The organism is Methylobacterium sp. P5_C11 (assembly GCF_054049775.1).
Window position 1 is genome coordinate 18,810 of the sequence record NZ_JBFULS010000058.1, and the last position, 18,283, is coordinate 37,092.

17 protein-coding genes and 1 pseudogene are annotated in these 18,283 nt (G+C 70.3%); 4 read left to right on the forward strand and 14 right to left on the reverse strand.

The features are described 5' to 3' along the window. The first annotated feature begins 47 nt into the window (after positions 1 to 47). Positions 48 to 1,019 (forward strand): NADPH:quinone oxidoreductase family protein, encoded by a 972-nt coding sequence (locus ACXJKQ_RS23100; protein ID WP_457108035.1) that lies wholly within the window; start codon positions 48 to 50, stop codon positions 1,017 to 1,019. Between the two features lie 4 nt (positions 1,020 to 1,023). Here the strand turns inward: ACXJKQ_RS23100 and ACXJKQ_RS23105 are convergent, their stop codons facing one another. From ACXJKQ_RS23105 to ACXJKQ_RS23130, 6 genes are all read right to left on the reverse strand, one after another. Continuing rightward, entirely contained in the window at positions 1,024 to 2,037 is a 1,014-nt protein-coding gene (locus ACXJKQ_RS23105; protein ID WP_457108036.1) for an adenosine kinase, read from the reverse strand. Positions 2,038 to 2,352: 315 nt separating this feature from the next. Then, complete coding sequence (locus tag ACXJKQ_RS23110) at positions 2,353 to 3,762, reverse strand: MFS transporter (protein ID WP_457108037.1); 1,410 nt, start codon at positions 3,760 to 3,762, stop codon at positions 2,353 to 2,355. Between the two features lie 79 nt (positions 3,763 to 3,841). Next, positions 3,842 to 4,771, reverse strand: coding sequence for a glutaminase (locus ACXJKQ_RS23115; RefSeq protein ID WP_457108038.1), 930 nt, complete (start codon positions 4,769 to 4,771; stop codon positions 3,842 to 3,844). 295 nt (positions 4,772 to 5,066) lie between these two features. Continuing rightward, complete coding sequence (locus ACXJKQ_RS23120; RefSeq protein ID WP_457108039.1) at positions 5,067 to 6,836, reverse strand: ABC transporter ATP-binding protein; 1,770 nt, start codon at positions 6,834 to 6,836, stop codon at positions 5,067 to 5,069. 203 nt (positions 6,837 to 7,039) lie between these two features. Next, positions 7,040 to 8,401 carry an MFS transporter gene (locus ACXJKQ_RS23125; protein ID WP_457108040.1) on the reverse strand — a complete coding sequence of 454 codons (1,362 nt, stop codon included), beginning with the start codon at positions 8,399 to 8,401 and terminating at the stop codon, positions 7,040 to 7,042. Next, positions 8,398 to 9,153 (reverse strand): PRC-barrel domain-containing protein, encoded by a 756-nt coding sequence (locus tag ACXJKQ_RS23130; protein ID WP_457108041.1) that lies wholly within the window; start codon positions 9,151 to 9,153, stop codon positions 8,398 to 8,400. Before ACXJKQ_RS23130 ends, ACXJKQ_RS23125 begins: the two co-directional genes overlap by 4 nt. Before the next feature lie 321 nt (positions 9,154 to 9,474). Between ACXJKQ_RS23130 and ACXJKQ_RS23135 the strand changes: the two genes are divergently transcribed. Continuing rightward, complete coding sequence (locus ACXJKQ_RS23135; RefSeq protein WP_457108051.1) at positions 9,475 to 9,882, forward strand: hypothetical protein; 408 nt, start codon at positions 9,475 to 9,477, stop codon at positions 9,880 to 9,882. A 59-nt stretch (positions 9,883 to 9,941) separates the two neighbouring features. Here ACXJKQ_RS23135 and ACXJKQ_RS23140 read toward each other — a convergent pair whose 3' ends face one another. From ACXJKQ_RS23140 to ACXJKQ_RS23150, 3 genes are all read right to left on the reverse strand, one after another. Next, a complete protein-coding gene (locus ACXJKQ_RS23140) occupies positions 9,942 to 10,376 on the reverse strand; it encodes a PRC-barrel domain-containing protein (RefSeq protein WP_457108042.1) in 435 nt (144 codons plus the stop codon). A gap of 114 nt (positions 10,377 to 10,490) precedes the next feature. Beyond that, positions 10,491 to 10,976 carry a DUF2721 domain-containing protein gene (locus ACXJKQ_RS23145; RefSeq protein WP_457108052.1) on the reverse strand — a complete coding sequence of 162 codons (486 nt, stop codon included), beginning with the start codon at positions 10,974 to 10,976 and terminating at the stop codon, positions 10,491 to 10,493. Positions 10,977 to 11,025: 49 nt separating this feature from the next. Beyond that, entirely contained in the window at positions 11,026 to 11,148 is a 123-nt protein-coding gene (locus tag ACXJKQ_RS23150) for a hypothetical protein (RefSeq protein ID WP_457108043.1), read from the reverse strand. A gap of 243 nt (positions 11,149 to 11,391) precedes the next feature. Between ACXJKQ_RS23150 and ACXJKQ_RS23155 the strand changes: the two genes are divergently transcribed. Beyond that, positions 11,392 to 11,754 (forward strand): SWIB/MDM2 domain-containing protein, encoded by a 363-nt coding sequence (locus tag ACXJKQ_RS23155; RefSeq protein WP_457108044.1) that lies wholly within the window; start codon positions 11,392 to 11,394, stop codon positions 11,752 to 11,754. Between the two features lie 251 nt (positions 11,755 to 12,005). Here ACXJKQ_RS23155 and ACXJKQ_RS23160 read toward each other — a convergent pair whose 3' ends face one another. The 5 genes from ACXJKQ_RS23160 to ACXJKQ_RS23180 form a co-directional block, all read right to left on the reverse strand. Beyond that, the gene (locus ACXJKQ_RS23160; protein ID WP_457108045.1) at positions 12,006 to 12,803 is read right to left on the reverse strand and encodes an SDR family NAD(P)-dependent oxidoreductase; all 798 of its coding nucleotides are present in this window, start codon (positions 12,801 to 12,803) and stop codon (positions 12,006 to 12,008) included. A 171-nt stretch (positions 12,804 to 12,974) separates the two neighbouring features. Then, on the reverse strand, positions 12,975 to 14,378 hold the full coding sequence (locus tag ACXJKQ_RS23165; protein ID WP_457108046.1) for an MFS transporter: 1,404 nt from the start codon (positions 14,376 to 14,378) through the stop codon (positions 12,975 to 12,977). Positions 14,379 to 14,573: 195 nt separating this feature from the next. After that, complete coding sequence (locus ACXJKQ_RS23170) at positions 14,574 to 15,920, reverse strand: ATP-binding response regulator (protein WP_457108047.1); 1,347 nt, start codon at positions 15,918 to 15,920, stop codon at positions 14,574 to 14,576. After that, the gene (locus tag ACXJKQ_RS23175) at positions 15,917 to 17,116 is read right to left on the reverse strand and encodes an FIST signal transduction protein (protein ID WP_457108048.1); all 1,200 of its coding nucleotides are present in this window, start codon (positions 17,114 to 17,116) and stop codon (positions 15,917 to 15,919) included. The genes ACXJKQ_RS23170 and ACXJKQ_RS23175 overlap by 4 nt, the downstream gene beginning before the upstream one ends. Positions 17,117 to 17,281: 165 nt before the next feature. Next, entirely contained in the window at positions 17,282 to 17,848 is a 567-nt protein-coding gene (locus ACXJKQ_RS23180; RefSeq protein ID WP_457108049.1) for a c-type cytochrome, methanol metabolism-related, read from the reverse strand. 250 nt (positions 17,849 to 18,098) lie between these two features. Here ACXJKQ_RS23180 and ACXJKQ_RS23185 point away from each other — a divergent pair. After that, positions 18,099 to 18,283, forward strand: a pseudogene (locus ACXJKQ_RS23185) (transglutaminase-like cysteine peptidase); the annotation flags it as partial.

An 18,283-nucleotide genomic window follows, 5' to 3' on the forward strand; every position in this document is an offset into this window, starting at 1 on the left:
GCCGGTTCGGGCCTCATCGGCCGGAAACGGCGGGGAGGAGACACGCCATGCGGGCGCTGCTGTGCACGAAGCTCGACGGGCCGGAGCATCTGGAAATCGCGGAGCGTCCCGATCCGGTCCCGAGCCCCGGACAGGCCCTGGTGCGGATGCGCCTCGCGGCGCTGAACTTCTTCGACACGCTGATCGTGGCGGGGCGCTACCAGGTGAAGCCGCCGCTGCCGTTCTCGCCGGGTGGCGAGGGGGTCGGCGTTGTCGAGGCGCTGGGGGAGGGGACGTCGGGGGTGGCCGTAGGAGACCGGGTGATCGTCCACGCGGGCCACGGCTGCTGCGCGGAGCTGATCGCCATCGAGGCCGCCAAGCTCACACCGGTACCGGACGGTGTCCCGGACGAGCAGGCGGCGGGTCTCACCATCACCTACGGCACCTCGCTTCATGCCCTGGCGAACCGCGCGCGACTGAAACCCGGGGAGTGGCTCGCGGTGCTGGGCGCTTCCGGGGGCGTCGGCCTCGCCGCGGTGGAACTCGGGCGCTTGATGGGCGCGCGGGTGATCGCCTGCGCCTCCTTGGAGGAGAAGCTCGCCGTAGCCCGCGCCCACGGGGCCGAGGCCACGCTGGTCTACGATCCCGCGACCCTCAAGGACGAGCTGCGCCGGATCTCCGGCGGTGGGGTCGACGTCGTCTACGACGCGGTCGGCGACGCCTACGCGGAGCCCGCCCTGCGGGCGCTCGGCTGGCGCGGGCGCTACCTCGTCATCGGCTTCGCCGCCGGCGCCATCCCGCGGCTGCCGCTGAACCTGATGCTCCTCAAGGAACTCGACGTGCAGGGCGTCCACTGGGGCGCCTTCCTGGACCGGGAGCCGGAGGCGCATCGGGCCGATCAGCGCCGGCTCCTCGGCTGGGTGGCCGAGGGCAAGCTCACCGCGCAGGTGCACGGCGTCTACCCGCTGGCGGCGTTCCAGGAGGCCTTCGGCCTCCTGACCCGACGCGCCGCGGTGGGGAAGGTGCTGCTGCGACCCTGATCTCTCAGAGCAGCCCGCGCGCCTTCGCCAGGGCGACCAGATCCGCCTGTGGGCGGGCGCCGATATGCTGGATTACCTCGGCGGCCGACAGCGTGCCGAGCCGAGCGCTGGCGACGTGGTCGAGCCCGCGGGCGTGGCCGGCCAGGAAGCCCGCCGCGAACAGGTCGCCCGCGCCGGTCGTATCGACCACCTCGTGCACCGGGCTCGCCTCGACGGCGCGGACCTCGCCGCCCTGAACCACCAGGGCGCCCTCGGCCGAACGGGTCACGAGGCCGAGCAGGTGCCGGCCGCGGGCGTTGCGCTCGTCGCGCAGCGACGCCACGGCGACCTCGGGATCGGCGGTCTCGTACAGGCTCTGCAGCTCGCCGATGTTGGCGAACAGGATGTCGATGCTGCCGTCGCGGAGGAGCCCGAGGAACTCGTCCCGGTAGCGGCCGACGCAGAACGCGTCCGACAGGGTGAGCGCCACGGCGTTGCCGGCCTGATGGGCGATCTGCGCGGCCTTGCGGAACGCCTCCTTGGCTGCCGGCGGATCCCAGAGATAGCCTTCGAGGTAGACGACGCGGGCGGACCCCACGAGCGCCTTGTCGACGTCGTCCGGGCTCAGGCCCTGGCAGGCGCCGAGATAGGTGCTCATCGTGCGCTCGCCATCCGGCGACACCAGCACGAAGCAGCGGGCGGTGGCCGGTCCATCTTCGGACGGCGGCACGGTGAAGGCGACGCCGGTCGCCTTGAGATCGTGGCTGAACAGGCCGCCCAGCGCGTCGTTCCGGACCTTGCCGACGAAGCCGGTCCTGGTCCCGAGCAGGGCCGCGCCGACGGCGGTGTTCGCGCCCGAGCCGCCCGACACGATCGTAGCCGGACCCATTGCCTGGAACAGGGCCTCGGCCCGCGGCTCGTCGATGAGCTGCATCGCGCCCTTGGTGACGCCCTGTGCGGACAGGAAGGCATCGTCCGTGCGGGCGATCACGTCGACGATCGCATTGCCGAGCACGAGGAGATCGAGGGGTTCAGTCATCCGGGCGTCCTGTTTCGCATTCGCGCCGCTGTGGCATCCGCCTCGGATCGGATCAAGCTCCGACGTCGGCCGGCGGGCGGTCGGCGAACGGCGCGGGGACGGGCAGCCTCAGGCCGGGCGGGGTCCGGTCCAGCGTCTCCCGGGTCGCGATGCGGGGTTCGATCAGTGCGCCTTCTATGCGGCGGCGGTGACGGTTCTCCGGTCCAAGCCGGGTTCAGGCCTTACCGGAAACCACATCGCGGTCGCGAACGGGGCGTGGATCTTCGATGATCACGGCCATGGCGCGACATCGCGCAGACAATCGATCGCGTGCCCTCACCTCGCGATCTTCTCCAGCGCCACGCCGCGGGTGCGAGGCCCGAGCAGTCCCACGAGCAGCCCGGCCACCAGCATCGCCGCCGAGATGAACAGGAACACGCCCGGCGTCCCGGCTTCCCGCAGCACGAAAGCGATGACGAACCCCGTGAAGATCGCCGAGAATCGGCTCCAGGAATAGACGAAGCCCACCGCCCGGGCGCGGATGCCGGTCGGGAACAGCTCGGCTTGATAGGCATGGAAGCTGTACGACATGACGTTCGACGCCAGGGTCAGGCCGATCCCGAGCGCGACGATGACCGCGACGTCCCGCGTCTGCGCGAAAGCGAGGCCGCAGCCGATGTAGACGAGGGCGGCGGCCACGATCACGTGCTTGCGCTCGAACCGGTCGGCGATGGCGAGGCCGATCAGCGGCCCAACGGGAGCGGCCAGGGCGATCAGGGCCGTGTAGGCGAGGCTCGACGTGACCGTGATCCCCTGCGCCACCAGCAGGGTCGGCACCCAGTTGGCGAACCCGTAGAAACCCACCGTCTGGAAGACGTTGAAGCCCGCCATCATCAGCGCCCGGCGGCGGTAGGGCGGAACCCAGAGGTCGCGGAACGCCCCGCGTTGTTGCACCGGCTCCGGCGCCGCGGCGACCGGCAGCGGGCGCCCGAGCTCGGCCGCGATCCGCGCCTCGAGCCGGCGCAGGACCGCGTCGGCCTCGGCCAGCCGCCCGTGCTCGACGAGCCAGCGCGGGCTCTCCGGGAGGCCCGCGCGCATCCACCAGACCACGATCGCCGCCGAGGCGCCGATCAGGACCACCCAGCGCCAGCCGTCGATGCCGAGGGGCGCGGTCGGGATCAGCAGATAGGACAGGAACGCGACCACCGGCACGGCGGTGAAGCCGATGCCCTGGCAGAGGGCGAAGGCCCGGCCGCGGATCGCCTTCGGCACCAGTTCCGAGAGGTAACTGCCGATCGTCACCATCTCCAAGCCGAGTCCGATCCCCGCGATGAGCCGCCAGAGATTGAGGCCGAAGGCATCGCTCTGGCAGGCCATGACGACGTTGGCCGCCGTGTAGGACAGGAGCGACCATGTGAAGATCGCCCGGCGTCCGAAGCGGTCGGCGAGCCAGCCGCACAGGAGGGTGCCGATGAACAGGCCTGTGAACAGGGCGGCCACGAAGCTCGCGACGCCGCTCGCCCCGAACAGACCCGGCGTCGTCGGCGTCAGGATCCCGGCCTTGACGAGGCCCGGCGCGACGTAACCGGTGAACAGCAGGTCGTAGAGTTCGAAGAAGAAGCCGAGCCCGAGCAGCGCCACGAGGCGCCAGACCGTGGGCGTCGCCGGAAGCCGGTCGAGCCGTGCCAGGATGGCGCCGGGGTCGAGGGCGTCTTCGGCGGACTGGACCGCCGGACTCGTCGCCATGATGTTCAGTCCCATCCCGGTGCGGCCGCGCCCTGCCGGGGGAGTGCCGTGGACGCGGCTGCCACGCAAGGGCGCATGCTCATGCGCCGAAGACCGACCAGCCCATACGCTGTGTCAGCCGCTCGAGGGCGACGCGGCCGAGGTGGGAATTGCCCGCCGCGTCCAGGCCCGGCGACCAGACCGCGATCGAGGCCTTTCCCGGCGCTACCGCCAGGATGCTGCCGCCGACGCCGCTCTTGCCCGGCAGGCCGACCCGGTAGGCGAATTCGCCCGACCCGTCATAGTGGCCGCAGGTCAGCATGATGGCGTTGATGCGGCGCGCCCGTTCGGCCGAGACCACCGAGTGACCGGTCGCCGGGTTGCGGCCGTTATGCGCGAGGAACCGCCCGGCCATGGCGAGCTGTCGGCAGTTCATGGCGATGGCGCAGTGGTGGAAGTAGACGCCGAGGGTGAAGTCCACCGGATTGTCGATGACGCCGAAGGACTTCATGTAGTTGGCCAGCGCGGTGTTGCGGAAGCCCGTGCGCTTCTCCGAGGCCGCCACCGTCTCGTCGATGGCGATGGTCGAATCCTGGGCCAGGAACTGCATGAAGCGCAGGATCTCGCCGAGGGCCTCGCGGGGTTCGTGGCCCGAGAGGATCACGTCGGTGACCGCGATCGCGCCCGCGTTGATGAAGGGGTTGCGCGGCACCCCGCGCTCCCGTTCCAGCTGCACGATGGAATTGAACGGATTGCCGGAGGGCTCCCGGCCGACCCGCTTCCACAGCCGGTCGCCGACCATGCCGAGCGCCAGGGTGAGGGTGAAGACCTTCGACACGCTCTGGATCGAGAACGGGGTCTCGCTGTCGCCGCCGGTGAAGACCTGCCCCTCGGCGTCGATTACCGCCATGCCGAACTGGTTCGGATCGACACCGGCGAGTTCGGGGATGTAATCGGCGACCGCCCCCCGGTCCGGTCGCTGGGCCATCTCCTCGGAGATCTCCCGGATGACGAGGGCAAGGTCTGGCACGATCGGGCTCGGGCGTCGGGCAGCGTCGGGACCGGGCCGGTCAGCGACGTCTCGTGCGACGCAAGGTCTGGTCCAGCCGCCGCGTGATCTAGCAGCGCCCGGCGCCTGTGAAAACGGGGGCGGGCCGAACATGCGGCGCCGACCAAGCAGCCTTCAGCGGCGCGACGCCGAACGGCGCGGTAATCCGTACGATCACGGCGACCTCATCCGGCCGGTGCGACCCCCCACCGCCGTCGCCTTGAAACGGAGCCCCTCGCTGGGGCCGCGATGACGGGCTCGGACGTGGCCGGCAGGATCAGGCAGCGGCGAGCGACGTCGCCATGGTTTCCTTCTTCATCAGCTCCCGGAAGAAGCCGTCGAGATGGGTCAGCTTGTCGGGCGAGCCGTCCTGTGCGATGCGGCCGCCTTCCAGCACGACGATTCGGTCGAAATCCTGGAGCGTCGAGAGGCGGTGCGCGATGGCGATGACGGTCCGGCCCTTCATCAGGTTGGCGAGCGCGTGGCGGATCGCCTGCTCGGATTCGGCGTCCAGCGCCGAGGTGGCCTCGTCGAGGAGCAGGATCGGCGAATTCTTCAGGATGGCCCTCGCGATGGCGATGCGCTGGCGCTGGCCGCCCGACAGCTTCACCCCGCGGTCGCCGACGATCGTGTCGAAGCCCTCCGGGAGGGCCTTGATGAAGTCGGTGCAGTGTGCGGCCTCGGCCGCCTGCCAGACCTCCTCGTCGGTGGCCTCGGGCCGGCCGTAGCGAATGTTCTCGCGCAGGGACCGATGGAACATCGAGACGTCCTGCGGCACCACCGTGATCGCCTCGCGCAGGGATTCCTGGGTGACCCGCTCGATGCCCTGGCCGTTGATGCGGATCGCCCCGCTCTGCACGTCGTAGAACCGCTGGATCAGCGAGAACAGGGTCGACTTGCCGCCGCCGGACTTGCCGACGAGGCCGACGCGCTGGCCCGGCTCGATCGCGAGGTCGAAATCCGTGAAGACCGGGCGCCCGTCCGGATAGCTGAAGGCGACGTGCTCGAACTCGATCTTGGCGCCCTGGCCGCTGAGGGGCTGCGCCTCGGGATGATCCACGAGATCGTGGGGCTGCAGCAGGGTGTGCAGCGCCTCCGCGAGGCGGGCGGTGTGCTGCGTCGCGTCGACCAGCGCGACGGCGAGGTCGCGGGTGGCGGCGAGGATGCGGATGCCGAGGGTGCAGACCAGAACCACCTGACCATTGGTCGCCTGGCCGGCCTCCCACATCTGGATCGCCCAGTAGAGCAGGCCGAACACCGCCAGCACGGTGAGCACGGCGTGAACGATGCGCAGCTTCTCGAGGTAGAGCAGCGACGAGCGGCGCGCGCGCATCTCGGTGGCGATCGTGCCCTCGAAGCGCTGGCCCTCGCGCTTGAACGCCGAGAAGGCGCGCACAAGGGACATGTTGCCGACGAGATCGACCATCTCGCCGTCCACGGAGGCCGCCTTGGCGGCAAAGTCGTGGTGCAGCGGCTTGCCGGCCGCTGCCATCTTGAACATCAGCACGACGACGGCGGCGAACACCCCCGCCAGGATTCCCGCCATGGTGAGGTTGACGGTGGCGATGTAGGCGATCGACCCGAAGGCCGCGACCGTCGGCGGCATCACGTTGAACACGAACATGTTCTCGACCGTGAAGATCGCGTTCGAGGTCGCCGTGATGCGCGACGCGAGTGTGCCCGGCTGCCGGTCGGAGAAGAAGGTCGGGGAATGGCCGGTCATGTGCCGGAACAGGTCGCGCCGGATGTCGCCGGTGATGCCTACGAAGGTAAAGGCGCCCGTCAGTGCCGCCACGCGCCAGAGCAAGTTGTCGGCGGCGATGAAGGCGATCAGGACCGCGAGCGCGCTCCAGACGACCGTGTTGCTCGGCCCCGGACCCTTGGTCAGGGCATCGACCACGCCCTTGAGGGCGTAATCGGTGGAGACCGAGAAGCCGACGGCGCCCAGCACGGAGATCAGGATGACCAAGTGCGGCAGCCAGCGGCGGCGGAGGTACCGCGCGACGAAGGCGAAGGGCCTCTCGGCGTATCGGTGCAGCTCTTCCATCGCGGTGACCATTCCGTATTCGCGCGGCTTTGGCTTATGGGCTGAGGCGGAGTGCAGCGCGGGCGCAGTCTGACCCGCAGCGCCAACGCGAGAGCGTTGCCATTGTTTCACCGGCCCGCGCCTTCCGTGCGCTTTTATCGGCCAAACCTGAATGCCGCTTGAGCGGCTCGGAAACACCCAAGCGAATCTGATGCCGCGGCCCGTCAGGTCGCGGCATCGGTCTGGCGCGTCTCCGGCATGATCAGCGCCACGAGCATGAAGGCCGCGAAGCCCATGACGGCGAGGCCCAGGAAGGCGCTGTGGCTGCCGAGATGATCGGCCATGATGCCCGCCAGCGAGGTCGAGAGGGCTGCGCCGATCCCCATGGCGGTGCCGACCGCGCCGAGGGCGAGGTTGAAGCGCCCCGTGCCGCGGGTTAGGTCCGACACGATCAGCGGCACCATCACGCCGAGGACCGAGGCGGAGATCCCGTCGAGGACCTGGATGGCGACGAGGCCGTAGGGGTTGGTCGTGTAGGCCAGCAGCAGGCCGCGAACGGGCAGCGCGCCGAAGCCGATCAGCAGCACCGGGTAGCGACCGAACCGCTCGGCGGCTCGCCCGACCGCCGGGGCGCTGACCGCCAGCACCGCCTGGGGGACCATGATGCAGGCGGCCACCAGCGCGGTGGCGGTCTCGCTCGCCCGCAGGGTCAGGACGCTGCCGACGAGGGGCAGCATCGCGGCGTTGGCGAGGAAGAACAGAACCATGCAGCCCGCGAAGCACAGCAGCCCGCGGTTGGTCAGCAGCGCCCGGACCCCATCATGGCCGGAGGCCCGAGACTCTTGGATCGCGGCCGGCTGCTGGAACACGCCAGGATCGATGTCTTGGGCGCGGATGCGGGCCAGCGCGATCACCGCCGGGATCCCGAGCGCGGCGGTGAGATAGAAGACCGCGCCGTTCGATAGGTAGTAGCCGATGGCACCCATCCCGGCGGCGCCGAGGGCGTTGCCGAGGGCCGCGAAGCTCGCGTTGCGGCCCAGGCGCTCGCCAGCCCGGGCGCGCCCGACGAGGCCGATGCTGATCGCCGCAATGGCCGGCGTCAGCACGCAGCTAGCGGCCGAATGCAGGGCCATCGCCAGGAGCACCACGAGGAAGCTCGGCCAGATTGCCAGGGCGAAGGCGCTGCCCGCGATCCCGATCACCGCCACGGCGGCGGCGAACCGCTTCGAGCGCACGACGTCGACGAAGGCCCCCCCCGGGACCTGCCCCAGCAGCGCGACGAGGCTGCCGACGGTGAGGGCGAAGCCGATGTCGGACTGGGTCCACTTGGCCTGCGAGAAGTAGACGGCCAGGAACGGACCGAACCCCGTCTGCAGGTTGGCCACGAAGAACGTGAAGGCATCGAGGCCGTGGCGGCTCGCCGCCGAGATCGCGCGCCCGGCGGGGGCGGCCGGAGCCGACGGCGTACGTGCGGCCTCGGCTCCCTGATCCTTCAGGCGGACGGGACGGGAACGGATGTCCTGCCGGGGCACCTCGCGCTCGCGGGGGGAGACGGCGGTTCGAACCTTCAACCGGGCCACCGTCACTTATCCGGCGCCTTCTCCGGGGGCAGGATGGGCGCAGACGGGGTCGCGGCGGCCGGTGCCGCAGTGTGCGAGCCGGGGGCGCCCGGGTTCGTCGATGCCGGAAGGGGCGCGGGTGGAGCCGCCTGCGGCAGCGCGGGTGCCGGAGCAGCCGGTGCCGCGACGGACGGGGTGGCCGCCTGCTCGCCTTCGGCTGCGGGCGCGGCCGGGCTGGCCGGACCCAGAACCACGATCGGCTCGCCGGCCTTGTATTCCGGCGAGACGCGGACCTGGTTGCGGGTGAGCGCGACCGACAGCTTGCGCTCCTTGCCGCCATCCGGGGTGAAACGCAGGGCACGCCAGTCCACGGCGATCTTGCGGGTGCCGACCCCGAGGAACCCCCCGAAATCGATGATGGCGGCACGCGGGTGGCCGTCCTTGTCGACGATGATGTCGATGACCCGTCCCAGTTCGTCGCCACCGGCGCTGCGCACGCTGCGGCCGAGCAGGCTCTCGTAATCCTGGGTGTCGAGGACCGTGGCCGGCGTGCCCTGCTGCTGAGCCTGGGGCGACGGGGCCGGCGTGCCTGCGTTGGGCGGTGGCGGGGCGGCCGCCGGCGGAACGGGGGCCGGATTCGCCGGAGAATTCGCGGCTGGAGCCTGCGGCGGGGCTTGGGCGGCCGCACCCTCGCTGCCGCTCGCCTGGACCTGCGCCGCAGCACCCGACGCCCAGAGGGCGAGCGTCACGGCCACGATCATCCGCTTGGTTCTGAACACGCGTCGTCCTCTGAGGAAAGGCCGGGCTGCATCGGCGCGCCGGTGCAGCCGCGACCGTACGGCCGGTCCCGGATCCGCCGCCGGCAGGACCCGGCCTGCGGATGGCGTCGTGCCGCAGGACCTGGGCGAAGTTATGGACCGCGGCGTCCCGACAGCAAGCCTCGATCCGCGCTTAGGTCAGTCGGCGCGCGCGGGGCTTCGCGACCATCCCCCGTGCAGCCGTGGGGATGTCTGGTTTTCGCCGCATCGCCAGCGTAGACAACCGCGCAGAAGCCCATGCGAGCCGCGGATGGCACCGCGGCCACGATCGAGGACCTCACGATGTCGACCCTCACCACGTCGAGAAGCGCCGCAGCGCGCGGCCTCGCGCTCGCCGCCGCCCTGGCCGGCCTCGTGGCCGGGTGTCAGGCGCTGGGCGGCGGCGGAGGCGTCATGCCGGCGACGGAGGTCGGGCTGCCGCCTTCGCTGCGCGGGTCCATGCCGAACCGCGAGCCGCGCAACGCCACGGTCGATGCCGACGGGCAGCCGCTCCAGACCGCGCCGACCCGGCAACTGGCGATCCCCAAGAGCGCCGGCGGCGCGACGCGGACCGCCGACAGCGGCGAGCGCCGGATCCGGCGCGAAGACCTCGATGGTGGAAACGCGGCCGTCGGCGGCAGCGGCGGCAGCGGGTCGATGGGTCCGATGCTCTCCCCCGGCGGCAGCGTCGGTCTCGGCGGGAAATTCTGAGCCGCCGAGCGTCGCGCTTCGATCCATCGCACCTCGATCCCGCGCGCGGTGGCGCCCGCTCAGGCGGTGGGCTCGTGCTGGGCGTAGAAGGCCTCGATCCGATCGCGGTAGGACGTGTCTGCGAACCCGTCCTCCGCGGCCCCGTGGCTCGGCGCCCCGGCCAACACGCCCGGGTCGATGTCGACCACGTAGCCGCCCAGTTCCGTGCTGTAAGTGAGCGCCTTCCAGGGCAGCGGATGGTGGGTCTCGCCCAGTCCGAGAAAGCCCCCGAAGGCGAGCACGGCGTAGGCGACCTGCCCTGAGACTTTGTCCACCATGAAATTGTGGACGGCCCCGAGATGACGACCGGTCCGGTCGTATACGGCTGTTCCCTCGACCTTGTTGGACGCGATCAGCCGGGGGGTCTCGTCGATGGCGACCCCTTCGCCGGCGGGATCGAGTTCGAGTGTGCCGGGCTTCCTGAGGGCGCGTTCGTTGGGCAGGTCCGTCGGCATGGTCGTTTCCCGTGTGCGGGCGGATCGGGCTCCCATGGCGGGGCCTCAGCTGACTAAGCGCGCCGGCCTGGACCGGTTCCGCCCTCGAATACGGCCTGGGGCGGTATCGATCGATCAGGGATCGGACGGCATGCCGGCGCTCGCCCGCCGCTGATTGATCCGGTCGCGGACCGAGCGGCTGGCCAGAAGCATCTCGAACCCGAAGGCCACGAGGGCGCACAGCGTGCACAGGATCGCCGTGCCGAACAGGCCGAACAGCAGCGTCGCCACCGTGTTGTCGCGCAGGGCGCCCACGAACAGGGTCAACACCGCGCCGCAGGTTGCGACGCCGCCGAGGGCGGCCAGGAACACCGCGGCATCCAGCGCGAGGGAGCGCCGGTGTAGCCGGTCCAGGCGCCGGCCGAGGAGGAGGCGCTCTGCGTCGCCCGCGCCGGCCAGCAAGCCGGAGACATGGTCGGCCTGATCCGCCACCCGGGCGAGCCGGGCACCGAAGACGTTGAGCAGGGTCGCGATGCCCGAGAGCAGGAAGACGGGACTGAGCGCGACCTGGACGACGTGGGCGGTGCTCTCCAGGCTCGTGAGGGTGATCGGGTCGGTCATGCCGCCGGGCTGATGCACCCGGCGGATCGGCATCGCAATCCCGGCACGCTCAGACCAGACCGCGGCCCTGAGCGAAGTCGGACGCAGCCGGCTCGGCTCGGACCACGAGGCCGAGGGCCGTGATCAGGCCGGTGGCGAGCAGGAGTGCGAGCGTGAGGGCCGGAGCGAACATGCCCGTACTTCAGGCGCAGGATTGTTAAGAGTAGGTTTCGCGCGCAGCATCGGGGTGAATAAACTTTGCGGCGCCGTCGATCGGGCGATCCAACAGGGGATTGCGGCGTGTGGGTTGTGGATGAGGGGGCTGCAAAGGCAATTTCCCCTTGGAACGGCGGCAGCACCGCTTAGTTGCTGCTATGCTGGCTCGGCCGTGGGGCGATCATGCCCCGGCCTGCGGCCCGAGAACCGGAGGAAGTTTATGGCCACAAAGACCGAGAAGGCTGCGCCGAAGGCGGCCGCCAAGACCACCAAGACCGCGGAGAAGGCTGCTCCCGCCAAGGCGACGAAGCCTGCCGCCACCAAGGCGGCCGGCACGAAGCCGAACGCCCTGCAGCAGCCGCTGAAGCCGTCGGCCGAACTCGGCGCCATCGTCGGGACCAGCCCGCTGCCGCGCGGTGAGGTGGTCAGCAAGGTTTGGGAATACATCAAGAAGCACAATCTTCAGAATCCGGAGAACAAGCGCGAAATCGTTGCCGACGACAAGCTCAAGAAGGTCTTCGGCAAGGACAAGTGCTCGATGTTCGAGATGAACAAGCATCTCGCTGCCCACCTGAAGGCCTGATTGCATCCTAGAGCCAAGCCCGGTGTCTCATCCGGGCGGTCGGCTCTAGGAGCTTTCGTGCTTCGCCTGTCGGAACGGACCAGCGGCCGGTGCGCCGTTGTGTGCCGCGGGCGAGTGCCCGGAATCCAGACCTGTCGGCGCGACCGGATGCGGTGAAGTCCGCGTTCCCCGGACGCCCCGGCAGGTCCGGATTTCGGGCTTGTCTGCGCGACCGCCAGCGGATCCGTCCGGACCCGTCCCCGGCCCTCGATCTACGCGAGACCCTGCAGGACGCCGCCGTCAACCCGGAGGGCGGCGCCGGTGGTGGCGCTCGCGGCCGGGCTGCAGAGATAGGCGACGAGGTTCGCGACCTCCTCCACCCGCGCGAGGCGCTGGATCAGCGAGGAGGGGCGATGCTCCGCAACGAACGTGCGGCCCATGGCCTCCAGGTCGGCATCGGCCGTCCCGCCGGCCATCTGCTTCATGAACTCCGCTACGCCTTCGGAGAGAGTCGGACCAGGCAGGACGCTGTTCACGGTCACGCCGCTGCCGGCCACCGTCTGGGCGAGCCCGCGGGAGATCGCGAGCTGCGCGGTCTTGGTCATCCCATAATGGACCATCTCGGTCGGCGTGTTGATGCCGGACTCGCTGGAGATGAAGATCACCCGGCCCCAGCCCCGCTCCGCCATGCCGGATGTATAGGCCCGGGACAGGCGCACGCCGCTCATCACGTTGACGTCGAAGAAGCGCTGCCAGTCCGCATCCGGAATTTCGAAGAACGGCTTGGGCTCGAAGATGCCGGTGTTGTTGACCAGGATGTCCACCGCCGGCWGGGCTCGGAGCAGGGCTGAGACGCCGTCCGCGGTGGCCACGTCGCCCGGCGCCGCGAAGGCGCGGCCGGCCTTCGCGGCGCCCCGCAGCTGGCCGAGCGCGGCCTCGACCCGCTCGGGCGTGCGGCCGTTGATGCCGACCTCGGCGCCGAGGTCGCAAAGTTCCTTGGCGATGGCGAAGCCGATGCCGGCGGTCGAGCCGGTGACGAGGGCTTTCCGGCCTGTGAGATCGAGATCCATGGGGTTGCTCCAGCTGGTGATCTGCTGCGTCAACGCAAACCGGCGCGACGGGTGGCATGCGAGCGCCGTCTCAGGCGCGCTCCGCCGGAGTGGACATCGGTGCGGCGCAAGGGAGCGTGCTGCAACAAAGGCTTCGAGCCGTACCCGATCGCAGCGCGATCGAGCGCGGCTCTATCCCGTCCGACTCCGCCGCAGGACGCTGGCGCAGCCGCCGATCACCGCGAGGGCCACCGCGCAGGACAGTGACAGGGTCACGGCCCGTTCGGCGCCGAGTCCGTGGGTCAGACCGAAGATCACCGCCACGAGGGCGGCGCCGAGGGACTGCCCGGTGAGCCGTGCCGTCGACTGCATCCCGCTGGCCCCGCCGGCGCGCTCGCGCGGTGCCGAGGTGACGATCACCTTGTTGTTGGGCGATTGGAACAGGCCGAAGCCCAGGCCGCAAAGGGTCAGGCGCCAGACGACGTCGACGGTCGTGGGCGCCGCGGGCAGGAGCGTCACGCAGACGAGGCCGGCGGCCATCATCGCCAGACCGATCCCGCCCAGGATCCCGGGGGGATAGCGGTCGGCGAGGCGGCCCGAGACCGGCGCCATCGCCGCCACCGCGATCGGCCAGGGAGTCAGGAGGAAGCCGGTCTGCGTGCTGGAGAGGTGCAGCACGTCCTGAAAGTAGAAGGGCAGTGCGACGTAGGACACCATCTGGGCGCAGAACGACGCCACGGAGGTCGCCATCGACAGAGCGAAAGCCGGGATCCGCAGCAGATCCACCGGCAGGAGCGGCGCGGTCAACCGGATCTGGCGCCGCACGAACACCGCGCCGATCACCAGGGCACCGACGAGTTCGGCGATCGCGATGGTCCGACCCTCCGGATCGCCCAACCCGTCGATGCCGATGATCAGAAGGCCGAAGGTCAGGGCGTTCAGCACCGCGCTCACGATGTCGAAGGGTCGGCCGCTCGCCGGCGTCACCGGCAGGGTGCGGGAGGCCACCGCGAGCGCCAGCAGGCCCACCGGGACGTTGACGAGGAACAGCCAGGGCCAGGTCGCCACCGAGAGGATCGCCGCCGCGACGGTCGGACCCGCCGCGGAGGCCACGGCCACGACCAGCGCGACGTTGGCGACCCCCTGGCCGATCATCCGGTGCGGGTAAATGAAGCGGACGAAGCCGATGTTGACGCTCATGATCGCCGCGGCGCCCAGTCCCTGGACGATGCGCGCCGCGATGAGCAGCGGCAGGCTCGGCGCCACCGCGCAGGCGAGGGAGGCGACGACGAAGACCGCCAGGCCCGGCAGGTAGACCTTCCGGAAACCGAAGATGTCTCCGAGCGCCGCGAAGGGCAGGAGGCTTGCCGTCACGGCGATCTGGTAGGCGTTGACCACGAAGATCGCGTCGGCGGGCCTGACGGCGAGGTCCTTGGCCATGACGGGCAGCGCCACGTTGACGATCGCCCCGTCGAGGACCGCCATGGTCATGGCCAGCGCGATCGCCGCCATCGCCAGGACGCGTTCGCGCGGCGGCAGTCCATCCGGGGGACTGCCCGACGCGACGGTTGCCGGACCGGTCGGGACCTGCGCCATTCTCGCGCGCGCTCCTGCGGCGTCCGGAGGCTCCGTGACGTCGATGGCTGGAACGTCCGGGCGCGGGCGCGCCGGGACTGCCGATCCCTGTCGCGCAGGCCACGCGGTCCGTCGAGGGGCGCGGTGTGTCCTATGTCACGGCGCGGGCGCGTCTGTTCGCCCCCGCTGAGGCGGCCCCGGAGCCCGCGGGTCCGCTCACGCCAGCATGTAGGTGAGCAGCGAGCGGAGCTGCGCAGGCTTGATCGGCTTGCGCACGAGTTCAGCCCCGGCGGCCGCGACCCGTTCTTCGACCGCGTCGGAATGGTCGGCCGTGGTGACGATCACCGGGAGCGGATCCGCCCGCAACGCCCGGAGGTAGGCGGCCACGTCGAGGCCGCAGGCCCCGTCGTCGAGATGGTAGTCGAGGACCAGGATGTCCGGCGGCGCGGCCCCGGCCTCGACGGAGGCCCGCACCCCGGCGAGATCGCGGAACGTCGAGACCCGGGCATCCCAGTTCTGGAGAAGGCGCGCGAGAGCGTCGGCCGTGGACACGTCGTTCTCCACGACGAGGACATGCGCGCCCGAGAGCCGGGTCGCCACCGGCGCCGGCGGTGCGATGGCGGCCGGGATCGCGCTCACGGGTAGCGTCAGGGCGACCCGGGTCCCATGGCCGACCCGGGACCGCAGCCTGAGGGGATGGTCGAGGGCCACGGCCATGCGCCGGACGATCGACAGGCCGAGGCCGAGGCCTGGCTCCTCGCCGCTGCCGGTCCGCGCGCCGCCGCGGAAGAACTCGTCGAAGACGAGGTCGCATTCCTCCGCGGCGATCCCGCAGCCGGTATCGGTCACCTCGACCCGCACGTTGCCGGACCGCCGCCGGGCCGCCAGGACGATCCCGCCGGTGCTCGTGTACCGGACGGCGTTGGAGACGAGGTTCTGGAGGATGCGCTGGAGGAGCACCACGTCGCTGGCGACGGTGACGTCCGGGCAACGCACCGACAGGCGCAGCCCCTTGCGCTCCGCGAAGGGTTTGAAGCTCTCCGCCAGTTCCGCCAGCAATTCGGGCAGGAAGACCGGCTGGATCTGCGGCCGGACGATGCCGGCGTCGAGCTTGGAGATGTCGAGCAGCGTCTTGATCAGGTCCTCGATGGTCTGCAGGCCCCGCTCCACCTGACCCGCGATGGCGCGCGCCTCCGGCGGCACGTCGAGGTCGGCGAGGGCCGAGATCGACAGGCGGGCGGCGTTGACCGGCTGCAGCAGATCGTGGCTCGCCGCAGCCAGGAAGCGGGTCTTGGAGCGGTTGGCGGTCTCAGCCTCCTCTTTAGCGGCGGCCAGCGCCTCGTTGGAGCGCTCCAGCCGGTGCATCAGCCCGGTCAGCTCTTCCGTGCGTGTGCGGACCCGGCCCTCCAGCATGATCGCGGTCTGGAACAGCGAGTAGGCGCTGCCCCGCTGGTCCATGGTGCGCTCGACATGGGACATCAGCGCGGCGTTGATGCGCTCGAGCTTCTCGATCCGCCGATGCAGGGACGCGTCGGTTTCGAGCCCTTTCGGATGCAGGGTCACGGCGCGACCGGGACTTGGGCTTTAGCCGGCTCTGCCGTGCCATGTCCCTTGCCGATGGCGATGCCCGTGAAGGTCTGGTTCAAGTGCATCGCCCGGTACTGCTCGCCGAAGGTCTCGAAGCCGACGACGTTGTAGCGCCGGTAGAGGTCGGCGATGCCGTGGCGGACCTGCCGGCTCTCGGCGTCCAAGCGGCGCAGCACGCACTCGAATCCGATGATGAGATCGACTCCGCCGAGCACCGCGTCGAGGCGCGCCAGCTCGGCCCGGGTCGAGGCGACGATGTCGCGGGGCTCGGCGAGCGTGAGAACCACGCCCTCGTCCACCGCGCAGAAGAAGCTGAGGGAGCCATCCTCGTTCATCCGCCGGATCGACCGGCAGAAATACTCGCCGCCGACTTTCACGGCGAGCGGATAGGCGGCGAAGCTCATCGGCGACAGGCCCTCGGGATCGAGGCCGATCGCCATGGCGTATTCCCGGGCCGCCGGTTCGGCGTTGAGTTCGTGCACGGTCCGGCGCTCGCCATCCGAGGCGGTCACCACGAACTTGGTCCGGGTCGGTTCGAAATTGTCGCTCTTGAAGATCTCCACCGAGAAGTCGGTCTCGACGAGGACAAGGACCGCCGCCCGGCGGTGGATCTTTCCCCCGTGGAGCAGCACAGCGTCCCGGAAGCGCAGGTCGTCGCCCGCCGAACCGCCGACGATCGGGATGCCGTCGAGCGCCCAGGCGATCGCCGAGACGACGGTCTCCTCGGCGTTGGTGAGCCCGTCGATCAGGGACAGGGCGAAGCGGTGGCCGGCGCCAGCCTCGACGTCACGGCACGGGTCCACCGGGTCGAGGGTGCGCCGGAGCGCCCGGACCGCGGAGGCCGTCCGCTCCACGTCGAGGTGGTCGATGGCATCGATGACCGTCGAAACGATCCGGAAGCGCTCGGCCGGAAACGCGATGGCGACGAGGCCGCGGTCGATGTCGCCGGCCGGCGCGATGCCGCCCGACATGGAGCAGCCGGCGACCGGAACGCCGGGAAACCGGGTCTCCAGGGCGCTGGCGAGGATCTCGGCGTCGTAATCCGCGGAGAAGAACACGACGATCTGGGACAGGTGCGCGTCACCGACGGCCCGTGCGATCTCCGCGACCGCATCGGCGGCCTCGGACGCATCGGTCCAGGCCGTCCAGATGCCGCAGAGATGGCGGCGCACTCCCGATCCTTGAGCCACGTTCCATCCCCTGCGACCCCCTCGGCAAGCTTGGTGCTCGCTCTTCAGCGTCTTGTGCAGAGTATGTCGTGTGCAATCGAACGGTGCAACGGGGCGTCATGGCCTCCGGTCCGGGCCGGGCACGAGCCCGCGCCGGAGGCACGGCCGTCACTTCATGCAGGCGTCCTCGGCCTTCTCGAAGGCTGCGGGCTTCGGTTCGTGCTCGGGCGGCCGGTTGCGGCCGAGCGCCCCGTCCGAGCGGGCGCGCAGGTAGGTGTAGATGTCCGGCATGTAGCACATGACGTTCCGGTTCTCCCCGAAGGCCGGCATGACCAGCTCCTGCGAGGCGTTCACGTCCTTCTTGCCGCCGACGATGATCCCCGCGAAATGCGCGTAGTCCATGCCCTTCAGGGCATCGACGAGGGATGGGGCGTAGGTCGAGCCCATGCCGTCCGGCCCGTGGCAGACGATGCAGTTCGCGTTGTATCGCAGGTAGCCGGACATCGTGTACCAGTCGACCTTCTTGCCGTCGTCCGTGATGCGGTAGGTCGGATCGCCGTTCTTGTCGGTGTATTGACCGTCCTGGACCTTGGCCGGTTGCGTCGGACCTTCGCTCTTCAGATCCGCGGCGGCCGGGCTGGCCGGACTGGCTGCCGAGGCCGGAAGCATCCCGAGAGTCCCTGCTACGAGGCCGGTCAGGATGATCCCGGCGACCCAATCTGCTGCGCACCGCATGCGACTTCCTCCTGCCGCCCACAGGGTTCTTCTCGGTGGCGCGGCTCGGGGATATCGACGGATCACGGCAGAGAACACGTCGGTGCGCATTCACGTTTCTGCGCTCTGGCGGCGCGCTTCGCGACGGGGCGGCGATCCCACGCTTATCCGCATTGCACACAGCATTAACCTTTTGTTAATCCGCGGATTGCCGCCGGCCCTCCGGCGTGAGAGCTTTCGTTAACGAGAGCTTAACGGTTGGGTCCCAGCGATGCGGTTCGCGGTTTCCATGATGCAGGGACTGGTCGATGGCCCCGCATCGCGTCGGCTCTCCCGGGTCCGCCGTGCGGCCGTCGCCGCCCTCGCGGTCCTCGGCTTCTCGGGCCTCGCCGCGACGGCGCAGGCGCAGACACTGGCGAGCCTTCCGAGCGACGTTGGGGCGCGGGTTCAGGGGGA